The organism is Amycolatopsis deserti (assembly GCF_014653945.1).
Lineage (GTDB): Bacteria > Actinomycetota > Actinomycetes > Mycobacteriales > Pseudonocardiaceae > Amycolatopsis_E > Amycolatopsis_E deserti.
In genome coordinates this window covers 305,026-322,395 of sequence record NZ_BNAU01000003.1, presented here as the reverse complement: position 1 = coordinate 322,395, position 17,370 = coordinate 305,026, and the positions used below count along the sequence as shown (strand labels likewise).

The window sequence follows — 17,370 nt, the reverse complement described above, 5'->3', positions numbered from 1 at the left end:
ATGGACGCGCAGTTCCTGCCCCGGTCCACCGAGGCCAACGAGCGTCTGCACCAGCTCGTGCCCGGTGGCGCGCACACCTACGCCAAGGGGGAGGACCAGTACCCGGAGGGGCTGGCGCCGGTCATCTCGCACGGCCGCGGCGCGCACGTGTGGGACGTGGACGGCAACGAATACATCGAGTACGGCTCCGGGCTGCGGTCGGTGAGCCTCGGGCACGCGCACCCGCGGGTGGTCGAGGCCGTGCGGCGCGAGCTGGACCGGGGCAGCAACTTCGTGCGGCCGTCCACCGTGGAGCTGGCCGCCGCGGAGAAGTTCCTGGCGACCGTGCCGACCGCGCAGATGGTCAAGTTCGCCAAGAACGGCTCGGACGTCACCACCGCCGCGGTCCGGCTCGCGCGTGCGGCGACCGGGCGGCGGGTGGTCGCGATCTGCGCCGACCACCCGTTCTTCTCCACCGACGACTGGTTCATCGGCACCACCGGCATGCCCGCCGGGATCCCGGACGAGATCGCCGCGCTGACCGTGCGCTTCCCGTACGGCGACCTGGCCGCGACCGAGGAGGTCCTGCGGCAGCACGACGTCGCGTGCCTGATCCTGGAGGCCGCCACCGCGGTCGAGCCCCCGCCAGGGTACCTCGAGGGGCTGCGCGCGCTGGCCGACTCCTACGGCGTGGTGCTGATCTTCGACGAAATGATCACCGGGTTCCGCTGGTCGGAGGCGGGCGCGCAGGGCTACTACGGCGTGACGCCGGACTTGTCCACGTTCGGCAAGGCGCTCGGCAACGGGTTCGCGGTGTCCGCGCTGGCCGGCAAGCGGGAGCTGATGGAGCTCGGCGGGCTGCGGCACGCGCGGGAGCGGGTGTTCCTGCTGTCCACCACGCACGGCGCGGAGACGCACTCACTGGCCGCGGCGATGGCCGTCATGGACACCTACGTCGAGGAGGGCGTCACGGCCCGGCTGCACGCGCTGGGCGAGCGCCTGGCGTCCGGGGTGCGGGACGTGGCGGCGGCGATGGGCGTCGGCGAGCACGTCGTGGTGCGGGGCCGGGCGAGCAACCTGGTGTTCGGCACGCTCGACGAGCAGCTGCGGCCGTCCCAGCCGTACCGGACGCTGTTCCTGCGCCAGCTGGTGGCCGGTGGCGTGCTCGGGCCGTCGTTCGTGGTGAGCAGCGCACTGACGGAGGCCGACATCGACCGGACGGTGGACGTGGTGGCCCAGGCGTGTGCCGTGTACCGCAAGGCGCTGGACGCCGAGGACCCGACGCCGTGGATCGGTGGCCGCCCGGTCAAGCCGGTGTTCCGGCCCTACGCGTGACGCGGTCGACGAGCCAGGCCGTGGTGGGCACGACGGCGAGCGCGACGCAGAAGCCGCCCAGCGTGTCCGTCGGGTAGTGCACGACCATGCCGTACTGCGCCCACGCTTCCGCGGCACCGGTGGTGACGGCGGCGTAGAGCACGACGGCCGTCGCGGCGGGCGTGCGCAGCCGCAGCCGGTCCACCAGGACGAACGCGAACACCAGGACCATCGCGGTCACCACCGCCGTGTGCCCGCTGGGGTAGGACAGGTGCGGGCCGTTGATGGTGCGCCCCACGACGGGTTTCAGCAGCGTCGTCACGGCCACCGACAGACCGGGGCCGAGCACCGCGAGCACGGCCGCGCGCCGGTGCCCGAGCACCAGGCAGAGCGCGATCAGCGCGGTCACCAGCAGCGCGGCGCCCGCCGGTTCGCCCGCGAAGTCCAGGCCCTTGGCCGTGACCCGTTGCTGCGACGGGAACGGGATCGCGCCGCCCGAGGCGTCGAGGATCCAGCGGTCGAGCGCGCCCGCGGCGTGCGTGCCGGCGAAGTGGACGGCCAGCACGACGACGGTGATCGCGGCGGGGATCGCCAGCACCAGCAGGGGACGCCGCACGGTGGCGGGCATTGCGGCTCGTGCGGGCAGCAAGGTGCGGGTCACCGTTGGGAGTCGGTCTCCCGGCCGGGTTCGTTTCGGCGTAACGGGGAGGCGGTCGCCGGCGACTCGCAGGAGAAGCCGCCAGCTCCGGGAGGGCCGCCATGCGCGTACGGGCATCCGACATCTCGGCTCGCACCATCGGTGACGAGACGATCGTGCTCAGCCTGTCGACCTCGAAGTACTTCACCATCACCGGTGTCGGCACGCGGTTGTTCGAGCTGCTCGCCGAGGAGCGGTCGGTCGAGGACCTGGTCGGCGCGATCACCAGCGAGTACGAGATCGACGCGGACACCGCGCGCCGCGACATCGAGGCCTTCCTCGGCCGGCTCCGCGATGCCGAGCTCCTCCACTGAGGCGCCGCCGCGGCTGTCCACACTGGACATCGCGGCCGGTCAGCCGCTCGGTGTCGCGCCGTTCCCGCTCGGCGTGCCCACGGACCCGGTGCTGGCGCTGCGGAACGCCGTGCGACCGGCGTTGCTGCGTGAGCCGTGTGTGATCGCCTTTTCCGGTGGGCGGGACTCGTCGGTGTTGCTGGCGGTCGCGGCCGATCTCGCCGCACGGGAGGGGCTCGCACCACCGATCGCGCTGACCTTCCGCTATCCCGGTGACGCGGCCGCGGACGAGTCGGCCTGGCAGGAGGCGGTGATCCGGCACGTCGGCGTCGACACCTGGGCGCGCCGGGACATCGACGGCGAGCTGGACCTGATCGGACCGCTCGTGCGGCCGGTGCTGCGGGCGCGCGGCCCGGTCTACCCGGCGGCGCTGGGCAACACGATGCTGCTCGCGTCGCACGCGCCGGGCGGCAGCCTGGTCACCGGCAACGCGGGGGACGAGGTGCTCGGCGGGCACCGGCTCGGGACGCTGCGGGCGGTGGCGCGCCGTCGTGGCCGGGGGATGACCGGGGCCGACTGGGCGCAGTTCGCGCTGTGCGCGGCGCCCGCGTTCGCCCGCCGACGGCTCGCGCGCCGGTCGCTGCCGATGCCGTGGCTGCGGCCGGACGTGCGCCGCACGCTGTGGCGCGCGGCCGCGGACCGCCCGTTGCGGTGGGAGACCAGCGTGCGCACCGCGTTGGCGACCCGCGCGTTCTCGGTGGGATTCCGGACGCGGGCCGACGCGGCCGCGGAGTACGGCTGCGAGCTGGTGGAACCGTTCGCCGATCCGACGTTCGTGGCGTCCTACGCGGCTGTCGCACCGATGACCCGCGCGGCGGGCACCCGGCTGGTCGCGGACGGGCTGCTGCCGGAGGCGGTCCTCACCCGGCGGGACAAGGCGCGGTTCAACGCCTCCCGCTTCGGGGCGCGGTCGCGGGAGTTCGCGCGGAACTGGGACGGCAGCGGTGTCGACGCGTCGCTGGTCGATCCGGACGCGTTGCGGACCGCGTGGCTGGCCGACGAGCCGCCGGCGTCCACCGCGATGCTGTTGCAGCAGGCCTGGCTGGCGGAGGCGGCATGAGGTGGCGGCGACGGGCCCGGCTGGCCTGGGAGGTGCTGCGGGCGCTTCCGCCGATGGTGCGGATCGAGTTCCGCCTGCGGCGCTCGGACCTGCGGGAAACGTGCCGCCGGCTGGGGGTGCGCTGCGATCTCACCAGCACCGAGCCGCCCTCGGCCGAGGCGCCGGTGCTGCCGCGGTGGTCGCGGGCGCCGATCCGGGCCTCGTACTTCGTGGTGTCGCGGTGGCCGGCCGGGGACACGTGCCTGCGGCAGTGCCTGCTGATCGGGCACCGGTTGCGGGAGCTGGAACCGGTGCTGCGCATCGGCGTGCGGCGCGAGGACGGCCGGTTCGCCGCGCACTCGTGGCTGGAGATCGACGGCAGGGCGATGGACCCCATGGCGGCGCGGTACGCGGTACTCGGATCGGCGGGGTGACCACAATGGACTTCACCTACCAGGCTCACGGGCTGACCGTCTGGAGCGATGTCGAACTGGCGCTGCCACCCGGTGACGGCGGCGAGCCGGATCTGGTGCTGCGCCGCGGTTCCGATCGGACGGTGCCGCGGGCCGAGCTGCCCGGCCGGTGCCTGGCCGAACTGGCGAAACCGGACGGGCGGGTGTTCTACACACTCGCCACGGACGGGGACCGGACCGTGCTGCGGTACCCGTCGCTGTGCGAGTTCGTCGGCGACGTGCGGCTGCGTGAGGTGACCTACCACCTCGACCCGTCGGCCGATCACGGGTTGCTGACCGTGCTCGCGACGGGCGCGCTGCTCGCCATCCACCTGACCCTGAACTCGCACCTGGTGTTGCACGCGAGCGCGGTGCGGGTGGACGACCGCGCGCTGGCGTTCGTCGGCGCGTCGGGGATGGGGAAGTCCACATTGGCGGCGGCGCTGTGCGGGTACGGGTGCGACCTGGTGGCCGACGACGTGCTGCGCGTCGATCCCGGCGCGCTCGTGTACCCGGGCAGCACGGAGAACCGGCTGCGGATGGCCGCGCGCGGACTGGCGGACGGGGCCGCCGCGGAGGACGTGCGGCCGACCGCCGACGGCCGGCTGGCTTTGCGGTCCACTGTGTCCGCCAGCGCGTTGCCGCTGGCCGCGTGCGTGATCCCGCGGCCGAGCCGGTCCGCGACGGACGTTTCGGTGGAGCGGATCACCGGGGCGCGGGCGTTCGTGCGGATGAGCCAGTTCCCGCGCGTGCTGGGGTGGCGGGATCCGGCGGTGATGGACTTCGCGTTCCAGCGGCTGGCGGACCTGGTGGCGCAGGTGCCGGTGTTCGAGGCGACCGTGCCCTGGGGCCCGCCCTTCCGCGACGAGGTGCTCGCGGACCTGCTCTCAGCGGTAGGCCGCTGACTGGAGGCGGTACAGCTCGGCGTACTGGCCGGCGCGGGCCATCAGCTCGTCGTGCGTGCCGCACTCCACCACGCGGCCCGCGTCGAGCACGTAGATCCGGTCGGCCATCCGGGTGCTGGAGAAGCGGTGCGAGATCAGCAGCGCGGCGCGCCCGCCGAGCATCGCCCGGACGTCGGTGAACAGTTCGTGCTCGGCGCGCGGGTCGAGCGCCGCGGCCGGTTCGTCCAGCACCACCAGCGACGTGTCCCGGTAGAGCGCCCGCGCCAGCGCCACCCGCTGCCACTGCCCGCCGGAGAGGTCGAAACCCTCGTCCAGGTCCCGGCCGAGCATCGTGTCCAGGCCGTGCGGCAGCTCGCGCGTCACGCCGAGCACGCCCGCGCGCCGGGCCGCGTCGTGCACCGACTCCTCGTCGGCGGGGCGGTCGCCGTCGCTGATCGTGATGTTGTCGCGCAACGTCATCTGGTAGCGCACGAAGTCCTGGAAGATCACCGTCACCGACGCGCGGATGTCGGCCGCCGGGGCGTCCGTGCCGTCCCAGCGGCGCGTGCCAAGGTCCGGGTCGTAGAGCCCGGCGACGATCTTGGCCAGCGTCGTCTTGCCGGAGCCGTTCTCGCCGACCAGCGCGACCACCTCGCCCGCGCCGATCTCGATGTCCACCGAGTCGACCGCGGGCCGCTCCTGCTCGGGGTAGCGGAAGCTGATGTCCCGCAACACGACGCCCTGCCGCAACGGCCGCTTCGCCCCGGCGGCCGCCGAACGCGGGGCCGACGCGACGAACCGTTCCAGGTCGGCCAGGAACGGCGCCGATTCGAGCAGCCCGCCGATCGAGGTGAACAAGGTGCCGAGCTGGCTGCTCAGCAACCGCACCGCGATCGCGGCGGCGCCCGCCGCGGGCAGGTCGATCCGGCCGCTGCGCACCAGCCCGATGATCGCCAGCAGCGCGGCGGTCAGCGACAGGGCGACGCCGACCGTGGTGAGCCCGGCGATCACCTGGCGGCGCCGGACCTGCTGCCGCAGCGCTCCGTTGATCCCGGCGTTCAGCTCGCCGTGCCGCGCCCGCAACGGCTTCGTCGAGTGGAACGCGCGCAGCTCGGCCGCGTACGGGCGCTGGGTGAGCAGTTGCCGCAGGTAGTTGCGGCGGCGGAACAGCGGCGTGAGCCGGTGGGCGAACGCGAACTCGGTGCGGCTGGCCCACCGCGCGAGCAGCACCGCGGGCAGCCCGGCGGCGAGCAGGATCGGCACCAGCAGCGGCTCGACCCCGATCAGCACCGCCGACATCGTGACGACCCCGAGCAGGCTCCCGGTCAGCCCGAGCAGCGCGGTGGTCACGGCGAACGGGCGGGTCAGCGCGTTCTGCTGGACGCGTTCCAGCGACGTGGCGAAGCCGGCGGACTCGTAGGTCACCAGGTCCGCGCGCGCGGTGGTGTCCAGCACGCGGTCCCAGACCCGTTGCGACACGCGTTCGCCGAGCAACCGGTGCTGCTGGGTCTGCAGGGCGGTGACCGAACCGGACAGTGCGGTCGTGAACGCCAGTGCCAGCAACGAAACGGTGAGGCCGAAGCGGGCGTGATCCGGTTGCAGCAACGCGTCGAAGGTGAGCTTGCTCGCCGCGACGACGCCGAGCGCGCCGACAGCGCCGACGATCTGGTAGACCGCCGCGGTTGCGGTGCCGAACCGGTCGGCCGCCGCGACCTCGCGCGCCGCGGCCGTGATCAACCGCGGCGTGGCCGCGACGCTTCTGATCCCCACCGTCGGATCCTACCGCCGGGAAAACGAATTCCCGGAATTGTTCCGGTACCGGTTGGACAACTTCACCAGCACATTCGGCGAGCGGTTGTAACGGCGTGGAGCATTCAGGCGAATCCCGGTCGAGGTCCTTCGGCTCTCCTTCGTCGACGAGTAACGGAAAGGAGCGATATGAAGAAAGAGTACGCCGCGCCGGGCATCGAGGACATCGGCACGTTGTCCGAGCTCACGCTCGGTCAGTCGTCGGGATCCCGGCTCGACGCCGATTTCGCTGCCGGTAGCCTCTTCGGAGATCTGACGTTTTCCTGACCCCGGTTTTCCCATCCCTGCCAGTAGCGGGGGGAGGTGAACACATGCGCGAACCGTATGCGACCCCGGAAATCACCCTATTGGGTTCGGTGACGGACTTGACACAGGCGAACCTGTTCGGTCAGGCGCCGGACAACCTCACGTGGGCATTGCCGATTCTCGGCGACAACGACACGTACTCATGACGATTCACCGGTCACGGGGCCGGCGCGCTGCCGCCGGTCCCGTGACCGCCTGTCCCCGTCCGCCGACTGTCCGAAAGTGAGCACCCCGTGGCCCTGTACACAATGGACCGACTGGAGATCGCGGGCGGCTGGATCAACGGGTACGACCTCGTCCCGTTGCCGCTGGGCGATCCCGGCGAGCCGCGGCGGGTGCTCGACCGGATCCTGCTCGGGCACCTGACGCGGACACCCTGCCTGGTCGCCTTTTCCGGCGGCCGCGACTCCTCCGCGCTGCTGGCCGCGGCGGTGTCACTGGCCCGGCGCGAAGGACTGCCCCTGCCGGTGCCGATCACGCTGCGCTACCCGGCGGCGCCCGGGTCGGACGAATCCGCGTGGCAGGACGCCGTGCTCGCGCACCTCGGGATCACCGAACGCATCGTGCTGACCGTGGACGACGAGCATGATCCGGTCGGCCCGATCGCGACCGCGGTGCTGCGGCGGCACGGGCTGGTGTGGCCGCCGAACTTCGCGCCGACCTGGCGGATGATGGACGCGGCTCGCGGTGGCGTGCTGCTGACCGGCGAGGGCGGCGACGAGGTGTTCGGGCTGAAGCGGATCACGCCGCTGACCAAGGTGCTCAAGGCACGCGGGCGGGTGCCGGCCCGGGTGTTCACCGACGCGGTGCGCGCGCTGGCGCCCGCGTCCGTGCGGCGGCGGGCCGTGCTGCGCGCCCGGTACCGGCGCCCGTGGCTGCGGCCCGCGGCGGAGGAGGTGCTCGCCGAACGGGACGCGGCGGACGCGGCGGCGTACGAGCTGCACGCCGGCCGCCACGCGTGGCAGTTCACGACGCGACGCTGCGCGCGGCTGGGCTACCGGACGGTGCGCGCGCTGGGGTCCGAACTGGACTGCCGGTACGTGCAGACGTTCGCCGAGCCGGACTTCGTGGCGGCGATCGCGCGGGCCGCCGGGTTCTGGGGGTGGAGCGGCCGGACGGCCACGATGCGCGACGTCTTCGGCGACCTGCTGCCCCGCGAAGTCCTGGAACGCACGACGAAGGCGGACTTCACGGGGGCGGTCTTCACGGAACGGACACGCGCCTTCGCGCGCGAGTGGACCGGTCGCGGGGTGGACGCTGAGCTGGTGGACGCCGAGGCGCTGCGGGACAACTGGCTCTCGCCGAGCCCGCACGCGCCGTCGATGACGCTGCTGCAGCAGGCGTGGCTGGCGACCAGCGGTTAGGTGGTATCGACGAGTCCTGGTTGTCCCGCCGGCAGAGGATCATGCTGGGGGCGTGGCACGGGACGAACTCGCGGAATTCCTCCGGCGCCGGCGGGCGCTGCTCCAGCCGGCGGACGTCGGTGTCCCGGCGGGCGGGCGACGCCGGAGGCCGGGGCTGCGGCGCTTCGAGGTGGCCCAGCTCGCCGGCATGTCACCGGACTACTACGCCAGGGTCGAACAGGGCCGCGGCCCGCAACCATCGGTCACGGTGCTCGCGGCGCTGGCCCGTGCGCTGCGGCTGACGACCGACGAACGCGACCACCTGTTCCGCCTCGCCGGTCACCACGCTCCGCCGTGCGCCGGTGGTGACGAGCACGTCAGCCGCGGCCTCCTCCGGCTGCTGGACGGGGTGACGGGCCTGCCCGCCCTGATCGCCTCCGACCTGAACATCGTCCTCGCCCAGAACGCCATGGCGGACGCGCTGCTGGGGGAGCAGACCCGGTTCCGCGGCCTCGCCCGCAGCTGCACCTACCGGTGGTTCACCGATCCGGCGATGCGCGAGCGTCATCCGGCCGAGGACCACGAGCACGAGAGCCAGGCGCAGGTGGCGGACCTGCGGGCGACCCTCGCGGCCCGGCCGGCCGACCGCGCGGCGGGCGAGCTGGTCGAGGCGTTGCGCGCGGCGAGCGCGGAGTTCGCCGGGCTCTGGGACCGGCACGACGTGGCGGTCCGTCGCAGCGACCGCAAACGCATCCGGCACCCCGCGGTCGGGCTCATCGAACTGGACTTCGACGTCCTGGCGACGGCCCGGCAGGACCAGCGCCTGATCGTGTACTCACCCGCGCCGGGCAGCGCCGCGGTGTCGCAGCTGGAGCTGCTGGCCGTGCTCGGCCAGGAGACCTTCACCACCGAAGGAGAAGCATGACCGCCCACCGGACCGCCGCCCTGCTCGCCGCCGTTCTGCTCGTCGCGGGCGCCCCGGCCACCGCGCGGGCGCACCCGGGCCCCAGCCGCCTGGCGGACGTGCGCGTGCTCGCCCACTTCGACCGCGCCGCGGGCCAGGCCGCCGAGAGCATCGCCCCGCAACCCGGCGGTGGCGCGGTGATCGGCATGATCCCGGCCCGCCAGGTGGTGCGGGTCGCGCCGGACGGGGCCGTCCAGGTGCTGGTCACCATGCCGCTGCCGCCAGGTGGCGGCGGCACCACCCCGGTCGTCGGGGCCCCCGTGGTCACCGGGGTCGCCCGGTCGGGCAGCGGCGACGTGTACTTCCTCTACTCCGCCGGACAGGGCGCGCTGACCGGGATCTGGCGGCTGGGCCGCTCCGGCGAGCCTCGGCTCGTCGTGCCGCTGCCCGCCGACACCATGCCGAACGCGCTGGTCATCGACCGCGACCGCGTCCTCGTCACCGATTCCGCCGACGGGCGCATCTGGCAAGCCCCGCTGCGGGGCGGCGCGGCGTCGGTGTGGTCGGCTGACCCGGCTCTGGCGCCGGACGGCTTCTTCGGCGCCAACGGCCTGAAGATCCACGACGGTGCCGTGTGGGCGAGCAACTCCGACCGGGGCACCATCGTCCGCATCCCGGTGACCGGCGGCCGCGCCGAGGTCCGGGCCACGGGGCTGGCCGGCATCGACGACTTCGACTTCACCGGCCGGGGCGACGAGATCCTCGCCGCGATCAACCAGGCGAGTGAGCTCGTGCGGGTGGGCGCGGACGGTTCCCACGACACCCTGCTGGACGCCGCGGACGGCATGCAGGGGACGACGGCCGTCGTCGTGCGGGGGCACCGGGTGTACGTGACCAACGGCGCCAACCTGGTGGGGAACGACTCGAACCTGCTGGTCGCCGAGCTGCGGCGCTGACCCGGCTCAGCGCCGCCCGGTGGGCGAACCCTTCCGCACCTCGCGCAGGGCGTAGCCGAACCGGCTCAGCACCGAACGGTGCCGGTCCGCCGTGTAGCTCGCGTCCGGGAAGACCAGCGCGCGCAGGTACGCGGGCTTGTCGCGCCACGGCAGGACCCGCAGCGTCGCCACCGCCTGCGCGGCGAACGTCTTGTCCGGTGTCGTGTGCAACCCCAGCCACGATTCGTCCCGGGGAGACGGCACGTAGGCGACCGCCCAGTGGGCCAGCTCGCCCGGCACCTTGATGCCGAGCAGCCGCACCGTGTCGGCCACCGCGGCGGCCACCACCGCCTCCGCACCCCACGACGCGGCCAGCCGCCGCACCTGCCCCGGATCCACCACCCGCAGCATCTCGGCCACGTCCCGCAGCGAGCCGAGCCGCAGCGGCCAGTCGCCGAGGGCGGCGTGGTAGCAGGCGTGCAGGAACCGGTTCGGCAGCGACAACGCCCGCACCGCCCGGCCGCCGATCGTGAACTCCTGCCCCTCGTCCCACACCGCGTCCAGGTCGACCCGCCGCCCCCATGGGCCCAGCACGAACGTGCGGTGCAGGTCCAGCTCGTACCCGGCGGGCGGGCGCAACGTCATGCCCTTGTCGAACCGCCGGTCGAACCCCGGCCGCGGCTCGGCGAGCGTGCGCTGGAAACCCGCGGTCCGCAGCGCCTCGACCGTCCGGTCGATGTCCCCGGCCCGCACCAGCACGTCGAGGTCGTTGAACGACCGCAGCGCCGGATCGGGGTAGTCCAGGTGCGCGACGGCCGTTCCCTTCAGCACCCGCGCCTCGATGCGTGCCCCGGCCAGCAGGTCGAGGATCCGCAGCAGCTCGTGCTCCAGCACCAGCACGCGCATCTGGTTGGTGGCGTGCGCGGACTTCACCTCGCGCGCCTGCTCACCGGTCGCCGGGAACGCGCCCGCGGTGATCGCCGCCGTCAGCAACCCGGTCATCCGGTGCTTCCGCGCCGCCGCGAGCAGCCCCGGCCACTCCTCGGCGCCCACCGGTTCCGCCGGGAACGCCCGGTCGCTCCCCGGCAGGCGGTACGCCGCCACGGCGAGCAGCGCCGCCGGGTACTCGCTCTCCGCGCACAACCTGCGTCCCATCCGCCCCTCCGTCATCCGAACGTGCTGCCCGCGTCCTGGTGGTACGGCGCCCCGGTCCACTGCGGGACCGGCACCGTCGTGCTCATGTCCGGCACCGTGAACCGCCACGGCCCGGTGTAGGTGTTGTCGTGCCACCGGTTGCCCGCCTCGAACACGATGTGCCGCTGGATCACGTCGCCCTGGTACGGCGACCAGTCCGGCGAGCTGCCGTAGTTCGACAGCAACGCCATCCGTCCGCAGAACTCGGGCGGGCAGCCACCGTCGACCGCGGCCGGGTCGAAGCGGAACGTGTTGCCGTGGATGTCAAGGCCGGAGGTCCACCACCGGCAGTCGGTGTACAGCGGCTCGCGGGCGATCGCCGGTGGCGAGCACGCCGAGGTGTTGTCCGGTCCGACGACCAGCGTGCAGTCGGAGGTGGTGGACGCCGAGGAGTTGCAGAACCGGTCCGCGTTGGCCCAGCCCACGACGCCGCCCCAGTTGTTCTCCAGCAGGTTGCCGGTGACCTCGATCTTCGCGGTGCGCGCCGGGATCCGCGCGTCACCGTCGGTCTCGGACAGGTAGATCGCGCCGACCGGGAACGGGTCGCGTTCACCGGCGAACTCGCGGCCGGTCGCCCAGGCGTTGTTCCGCAGCGTGTTGCCGCGGATCACCGCGTTGTAGCTGATCTCGTAGAAGATGCCGGTGCCGTCGTTGTCCTCGATGAGGTTGCCCTCGATCAGGAAGTCGTTGTTGTTGGTGTCCGCCCACACGGCGGTGCCGCGGTTGCCGTGGATCCAGTTGTTCCGCACATCGGCGCCGTTCACCGCCCAGAACTTCATCGCGCCGGTGCAGCCGCACCCGGGCAGCTGCGACTCCCAGTCCTCGGTGTTGTTGCCGGTGAACTCGTTGCCCTCGACCACCAGACCGGTGATGCGGTTGCCGGACTGGTAGGCGTTGAGGCCGTACTGGCCGTTGTCCTTCAGGCAGTTCCCGGCGATGCGGTTGCGCGCGCCGGCCATCAGGGCGGCGCCGCGGTTGCGGGTCAGGGTGTTGTGCTCGACGGTCCAGCCGTCGCCGGAGTCGTGGTTCACCACGCCTTCGTCCCGTGGGGCGACGAAGTTGCGGATCGTCAGGTGCCGGATGGTGACGTTCGCGGCCCGTCCGGTGATGGCGTACCGGTTGTCGCGGTTGCCGTCCAGGACCGCGCCCGGCCCGCCGAGCAGCGTCACCCCCGGGCCGGGGGCGATCTGCGAGAACTCGCCGGGCGCCAGCGTGTGGACGCCGGGTGCGAACCAGTACGTCGTGTCCGGGGTGCTGAAGTCGAAACCCGCGTTGCTGCCCGCGGGGACCACGACCGCGCCGGCCGGGGGCGACGCGGGCCCGGCCAGTGCGGGGCTGTCGCAGACGGCCGCGGGCGGCTGCTGGACCAGCGCGGTCTGTGCCGGGGCGGCCTGGACCGCGGGGGCGACGGCCGGGGGCGCGGCGGAATCGGGCGCCACCACCGCGACGGTGGCGGCCAGGGCGAGCACACCCGCCCCGAGCGTGAGCGCCGCCGCGCGGCTGCTCGTCTGCATCCCCGTCCCCCGTCCGTCACGCCGGTCGTCTAGAGGAGTCGCCCCCGCGGGAAGGGCCGTTACCCGGTGACCTTCACCCGATCGGCTACTCGATCGATCAGCCATCCGGCGGCGACCACCAGCGCGAGCGCCGTGCAGAACCCGCCGAGCGTGTCGGTGAGGTAGTGGACCCGGGACGCGGTCTGCGACCACGACATCGCCGCTCCGCACAGCACCGCCAGGCCGAGCACGAGGGGCAGTCCGCGCGCGCGGCCGAGCCGGAACCGGTCGGTGAGCAGCAGCCCGGCGACGATCCCGAGTGACGTGAGCAGCGCCGTGTGCCCGCTGGGGTAGGACAGGTGGTCGCCGTTGATCGTCCGGTCCACCACCGGTTTCACCAGGGTGGTGATGACGCCGGTGGCGGCGGGCCCGGCGACGGCGAGCAGCGCCAGGCGCCGGCGGCCCACGGCGAAGCAGAGCGCCGCGAGGAGCACCACGAGCCCGGCGGCCCACGCGGGGTCGCCGGCCGTGCCGATGGCCCATGAGACGTCGAACGACAACGAGGGCTCGCGCACGCTGTCCTGCCACGCCGTGTACGCGCTCCGGTCGACCGCGGTGCCCGTGCTGTCACCGGTGACGAGCACGCCGAGCAGGACAGCCACGGCTGCCGCGGCGACGGCGATCGCCGCCAGCGGGGCGCGCAGTGCGGCCGGGACGGCGGGGTGCGGTGTCAGCTCGTCAGCTCCAGATGTCACGGTGCACGTTGAAGATGATCCGCGACCCGAGCCGCTCCAGTTTGATCGGCAGTTCCTTCATACCTGCCAGCCGGGCGCGCACCGCCTGCTGGTGTTCCAGCGGGCAGCTGACCAGCAGGAACCCGCCGCCGCCCGCGCCGGTCACCTTCGCCCCGGACGCGCCGGCCGACAGCGCCGCGTCGACGGCCTCGTCGATCTGCTGGTTCGACACCCCGGACGCGAGCGAGCGCTTGGCCTCCCAGCTCTTGCGCAGCGCGGTGCCCAGCGCGGACAGGTCGCCGCCGCGCAGGCCGTCCGCCGCCTCGCCCGCGAGGTCGCGCAGTTGCCCCAGTTGGGACAGCTTGCTGCCGACGTTGGCGTTCTGCTCGCCGAGGATCGTGTCCGCGCTGCGGGTGATCCCGGTGAAGAACAGCATCAGCTCGTCCTGCAGCTTCCGCCAGTCCGCGCGCGGCAGGTCGATCTGCTCGACCCCCACCGCGTCGCCGGGGCCGAAGTGCAGGTCGCACAACCCGCCGAACGCGGCCGCGTACTGGTCCTGCTTGCCGATGGGCTTGCGGCACCGGTCGATCTCGATCGCGCACGCCCGGTCGGCCAGCTCCTCGGCGGTCACCTGCCTGCCCTGGTAGGCGAACAACGCGTGCAGCAGGCCCACCGTCACCGAGGACGACGAACCGAGACCGGACCCGGCGGACGGGATGTCGGCGAGCGTGGTGATCTCCACGCCGCTGCGCACCCCGGTCATGTGCATGGCCTCGCGCACCAGCTCGTGCTCCAGGTCCTCGACCCGGGAGACGATCTCCTTGCGCGAGTAGTTGACGTAGATCTCGTCGTCGAAGCGCTGCTTGACCACGACGTAGACGTACTTGTCGATCGCCGCGTTGAGCACCCGGCCGCCGTGTTCGCGGTAGTAGCCGGGCAGATCGGTCCCGCCACCGACGAGCCCGATGCGCAGCGGGGTCTGGGTGATGATCACGATGCTCGCCTGCTTTGCCATTCGTCGCGCGCCCTGGCCAGGGCCGCGGGGGTGCCGATGTCGAGGAACCACGAGTCGCCGAGGGAGACCACGCGCGCCTGTCCGACGAGCTTGGGCAGCAGGTCGTAACCGATGTCCCGCGGCGGCGGCCCGATCAGGTCGAGCACGGCGGGGGAGAACGCGTACATCCCCGCGTTCGCCAGGTCACTGGACGGTTCGGCGGGCTTCTCGGTGAAATCCGTGACGAGTCCGTTCTCGACGGTCAGGATCCCGCACCGCGTGGGGTCGGGCGCGTGGAACACCGACAGCGTGGCGATGGCCCCGCCCGCGCGGTGCGCGTCGATCAGGACGCGCGGGTCGAAGTCGGTGAGGTTGTCGGCGTTGAGCGCCAGGAACATCTCCTCGCCCGCGACGAACGACCGGTTGGTCCACAGCGTGCCCGCGCTGCCGAGCAGTTCCGGCTCCTCGACGGTGTGCACGACCGGGCCACCTCGCCGGTCCGCGAGGTGCGCGCGCACCAGTGGGGCCAGGTGGTGCAGGTTGACCAGCACCTCGTCCACCCCGGCGGCGGCGAGCGCGTCGAGCCAGATGTCCAGCATCGGCCGCCCGCCGATCTCGACGAGGCACTTGGGCGTGTGGTCGGTCAGGGGCCGCAACCGCGTCCCCAGCCCGGCCGCGAGCAGGAACGCCTTCACGTCACCGCCTTGCGCACGACGCCGAGCGATCGCATCTTGGCGTCCGCCTCGGCGAGGATCTCGTCCAGGCCCGGCATGTCCCGCAACCACTCGGCGTACTCGGCGACCGAGTCCGCCGGGGTCCGCTTCGGGGACCAGCCCAGTTGTTTGAGCGCGTCGATGTCGGAGGTGATGTGCCGGGTGTCGCCGAAGCGGTACTCGCCGCTGATCCGGCCCGGCCGGTCCGATCCGTACTGCCGTCGCACGATCTCGGCGAACTCCTGCGTGGTGTATCCGGTGCCGCCGCCGACGTTGAACACCCGCCCGGCCGCGCGGTCGTCGGCGAGCACCAGCACGTTCGCGTCGACGACGTCGTGGATGTTCACGTAGTCGCGGACGTTCTGCCCGTCCTCGTACAGCGTCGGCGCGCCGCCCAGCAGGTAGTGCAGGTTGAAGATGCGGCACGCGCCGGAGTAGGCGTTGTAGACCGACTGCCGCGGGCCCTGCACGATGCTGTAGCGCAGCGCGACCGTGGGGATGCCGTAGCGGCGCCCCAGGTTGACCGCGACGACCTCCTCGCCGTGCTTGGACATGCCGTAGGCGTTCTGCGGGTTCGCGATCCGCTCCGGCGTGGGCAGCATCTCCAGCGGCTCACCGCACACCGCGCAGCCGATGTCCCAACGCCCGGCCCGCAGTGCGGACTCCGGCCGCATGTCCGGCGTCTGCTCGCCGTGCTCCGCGCACCGGTACAGCCCTTCGCCCATCGCGGCCTGCGAGGACGCCACCACGATCCGGGCCAGGTCCAGCTTCTCGGCGACCGCGATCTCGTAGATCATCGCCGTGGAGGTGACGTTGACGTCGGTGAACTTCGCGAAGTCCGGCAGGTAGTCCTGGTAGGCGGCGAAGTGGTAGACCGCGTCGGCCCGGCGCAGCAGGTTGCGCATCAGATCCCGGTTGCGCACGTCGCTTTCGTAGAACTCCACGCCGGGCGTGAGGTGGTTCGGCTTGCCGTCGCGGTGCACCGGCGCGGCCAGCACGTCCAGCACGGTCACCTCGTGCCCCAGCTCGACGAGCCGGTCGCAGGTGTGCGAGCCGATGAACCCGGCGCCGCCGGTGACCAGGACCCTCATACGGTGTGCCCCTCGTGGACTTCGCGGTAGACGTCGAGCGTCCGCGCCGCGGTGGCCGCCCAGGTGAACTCGCCGGCGCGTTCCGGTCCGCGGGCGCGCAGCCGCTCGCCCTCCGGGCCGCACGCCTTGACGATCTGGTCGGCGATCGAGTCCGCGTCCTTCGGGTCGGCCAGCAGCGCCGCCCCGCCCGCGGTCTCCGGCATCGCCGTCACGTTCGAGGTGACCACCGGGCACGCCGACGCCATGGCTTCCAGGATCGGCAGGCCGAACGTCTCGTTGTGCGACGGGTACACGAACACGTCCGCGGCGCGGTAGAAGTGCACGGTCTCCTCCAGTGGCACCCCGCCGACCCACACGATGTCGTCCGCCACGCCGAGCCGTGCGGCCAGCGCCTTGAGCTCGCCGACGTACTCGACGTCCCGGCCGGGTCCGACGACGACCAGCTGCCGGTCACCGAGGTCGGACTTCGCCGCGGCGAACGCGCGGATCAGTCCTTCGCAGTTCTTGTACGGCCACAGCGACGACACGAACAACACGAAGTTCTCACGCACCCCGTACCGCTTCGCGACGTGCGCGAACGCCTCGTCCCGGTCGCCGGGGTTGAACAGGTCGTGGTCCACCGCCTCCGGGATGAGCCGGATCTTCGCCGGATCGACCTTCAGGTACTGCTGCACCTCGTCGACCAGGCTGCGCGAGTTGAGGATGATCGCGTCGGCCAGCCGCGCGGTGCGCGGGTAGCTCAGCTGCCGGTACAGCCGCGCCGGCGGCGAAATCGCGTGCGGTGTGGTGTAGGCGTGCAGCGTCTTGATGTGCACCACGAGCTTCGGCGCCGACTTCACGATCGGCGCCATCAGCGTGTTCAGCACGTCGATCCCGCTCAACGGCAGCCGCAGCGGCGAGTACACGTGCTCCGACAGCGTGCGCAGGTTGCGCTTCTCGTTGGACCACGGGTAGGTGATGTAGCCGACGCTCGACCCGTAGTCGTGCGTCGGCCGCGACTTCGGACTCACCATCAGGTGGAACGACTCGCCGTCGCGGAGCAGCCGGGTCATCTCCGGGATGACCCGAGTCCAGAACCAGTGCGCGCCCGAGGGGTTGAACGGATCGTCGGTGAGCAGGTTGATCGCGACGCGCAT

The 17,370-nt window shown here is 72.6% G+C and carries 19 protein-coding genes; 10 read left to right on the top strand and 9 right to left on the bottom strand.

From position 1 onward, the window contains the following. Complete coding sequence (locus IE290_RS16210; protein ID WP_191245401.1) at positions 1-1,314, top strand: glutamate-1-semialdehyde 2,1-aminomutase; 1,314 nt, start codon at positions 1-3, stop codon at positions 1,312-1,314. Here IE290_RS16210 and IE290_RS16205 read toward each other — a convergent pair. Further along, positions 1,286-1,921 carry a phosphatase PAP2 family protein gene (locus IE290_RS16205; RefSeq protein WP_229874532.1) on the bottom strand — a complete coding sequence of 212 codons (636 nt, stop codon included), beginning with the start codon at positions 1,919-1,921 and terminating at the stop codon, positions 1,286-1,288. The two genes, IE290_RS16210 and IE290_RS16205, sit on opposite strands and share 29 nt — an antisense overlap. A gap of 131 nt (positions 1,922-2,052) precedes the next feature. Here IE290_RS16205 and IE290_RS16200 point away from each other — a divergent pair, with 131 nt between their 5' ends. From IE290_RS16200 to IE290_RS16185, 4 genes are read left to right on the top strand one after another with little or no spacing between them, the layout of a single operon-like run. Next, positions 2,053-2,304, top strand: a complete 252-nt coding sequence (locus tag IE290_RS16200; RefSeq protein ID WP_191245399.1) for a PqqD family protein — start codon at positions 2,053-2,055, stop codon at positions 2,302-2,304. Further along, the gene (locus IE290_RS16195; RefSeq protein ID WP_191245398.1) at positions 2,285-3,403 is read left to right on the top strand and encodes an asparagine synthase-related protein; all 1,119 of its coding nucleotides are present in this window, start codon (positions 2,285-2,287) and stop codon (positions 3,401-3,403) included. The genes IE290_RS16200 and IE290_RS16195 overlap by 20 nt, the downstream gene beginning before the upstream one ends. Continuing rightward, a complete protein-coding gene (locus IE290_RS16190; RefSeq protein ID WP_229874531.1) occupies positions 3,400-3,816 on the top strand; it encodes a lasso peptide biosynthesis B2 protein in 417 nt (138 codons plus the stop codon). The genes IE290_RS16195 and IE290_RS16190 overlap by 4 nt, the downstream gene beginning before the upstream one ends. A gap of 5 nt (positions 3,817-3,821) precedes the next feature. Then, positions 3,822-4,739 (top strand): hypothetical protein, encoded by a 918-nt coding sequence (locus IE290_RS16185; RefSeq protein ID WP_191245397.1) that lies wholly within the window; start codon positions 3,822-3,824, stop codon positions 4,737-4,739. Here the strand turns inward: IE290_RS16185 and IE290_RS16180 are convergent. Next, on the bottom strand, positions 4,722-6,488 hold the full coding sequence (locus IE290_RS16180; protein WP_191245396.1) for an ABC transporter ATP-binding protein: 1,767 nt from the start codon (positions 6,486-6,488) through the stop codon (positions 4,722-4,724). The two genes, IE290_RS16185 and IE290_RS16180, sit on opposite strands and share 18 nt — an antisense overlap. A 168-nt stretch (positions 6,489-6,656) precedes the next feature. Between IE290_RS16180 and IE290_RS16175 the strand changes: the two genes are divergently transcribed. The 5 genes from IE290_RS16175 (at position 6,657) to IE290_RS16155 (ending at position 10,036) form a co-directional block, all read left to right on the top strand. Beyond that, entirely contained in the window at positions 6,657-6,794 is a 138-nt protein-coding gene (locus tag IE290_RS16175) for a putative RiPP precursor (protein ID WP_191245395.1), read from the top strand. A 44-nt stretch (positions 6,795-6,838) separates the two neighbouring features. After that, positions 6,839-6,979, top strand: coding sequence for a hypothetical protein (locus IE290_RS16170; protein ID WP_191245394.1), 141 nt, complete (start codon positions 6,839-6,841; stop codon positions 6,977-6,979). Positions 6,980-7,066: 87 nt separating this feature from the next. Beyond that, positions 7,067-8,197 carry an asparagine synthase-related protein gene (locus IE290_RS16165; protein ID WP_229874530.1) on the top strand — a complete coding sequence of 377 codons (1,131 nt, stop codon included), beginning with the start codon at positions 7,067-7,069 and terminating at the stop codon, positions 8,195-8,197. 52 nt (positions 8,198-8,249) lie between these two features. Beyond that, positions 8,250-9,101 (top strand): MmyB family transcriptional regulator, encoded by an 852-nt coding sequence (locus IE290_RS16160; RefSeq protein WP_191245393.1) that lies wholly within the window; start codon positions 8,250-8,252, stop codon positions 9,099-9,101. After that, positions 9,098-10,036: a hypothetical protein gene (locus IE290_RS16155; protein WP_191245392.1), complete on the top strand. Its 939-nt coding sequence runs from the start codon at positions 9,098-9,100 to the stop codon at positions 10,034-10,036. The genes IE290_RS16160 and IE290_RS16155 overlap by 4 nt, the downstream gene beginning before the upstream one ends. Before the next feature lie 6 nt (positions 10,037-10,042). Here the strand turns inward: IE290_RS16155 and IE290_RS16150 are convergent, their stop codons facing one another. The 7 genes from IE290_RS16150 to IE290_RS16120 are packed head-to-tail and all read right to left on the bottom strand — an operon-like array spanning position 10,043 to position 17,370. Then, complete coding sequence (locus tag IE290_RS16150; protein WP_191245391.1) at positions 10,043-11,170, bottom strand: nucleotidyltransferase family protein; 1,128 nt, start codon at positions 11,168-11,170, stop codon at positions 10,043-10,045. 11 nt (positions 11,171-11,181) lie between these two features. Next, positions 11,182-12,723: a right-handed parallel beta-helix repeat-containing protein gene (locus IE290_RS16145; RefSeq protein ID WP_191245390.1), complete on the bottom strand. Its 1,542-nt coding sequence runs from the start codon at positions 12,721-12,723 to the stop codon at positions 11,182-11,184. A gap of 59 nt (positions 12,724-12,782) precedes the next feature. Continuing rightward, on the bottom strand, positions 12,783-13,457 hold the full coding sequence (locus IE290_RS16140) for a phosphatase PAP2 family protein (RefSeq protein WP_229874529.1): 675 nt from the start codon (positions 13,455-13,457) through the stop codon (positions 12,783-12,785). Continuing rightward, positions 13,441-14,451 (bottom strand): GHMP family kinase ATP-binding protein, encoded by a 1,011-nt coding sequence (locus tag IE290_RS16135; RefSeq protein WP_229874528.1) that lies wholly within the window; start codon positions 14,449-14,451, stop codon positions 13,441-13,443. Before IE290_RS16135 ends, IE290_RS16140 begins: the two co-directional genes overlap by 17 nt. Next, positions 14,427-15,125, bottom strand: a complete 699-nt coding sequence (locus IE290_RS16130) for a nucleotidyltransferase family protein (RefSeq protein WP_191245389.1) — start codon at positions 15,123-15,125, stop codon at positions 14,427-14,429. The genes IE290_RS16135 and IE290_RS16130 overlap by 25 nt, the downstream gene beginning before the upstream one ends. Further along, complete coding sequence (locus IE290_RS16125; RefSeq protein ID WP_191245388.1) at positions 15,122-16,234, bottom strand: NAD-dependent epimerase/dehydratase family protein; 1,113 nt, start codon at positions 16,232-16,234, stop codon at positions 15,122-15,124. Before IE290_RS16125 ends, IE290_RS16130 begins: the two co-directional genes overlap by 4 nt. Next, positions 16,231-17,370: a glycosyltransferase family 4 protein gene (locus tag IE290_RS16120; RefSeq protein ID WP_191245387.1), complete on the bottom strand. Its 1,140-nt coding sequence runs from the start codon at positions 17,368-17,370 to the stop codon at positions 16,231-16,233. Before IE290_RS16120 ends, IE290_RS16125 begins: the two co-directional genes overlap by 4 nt.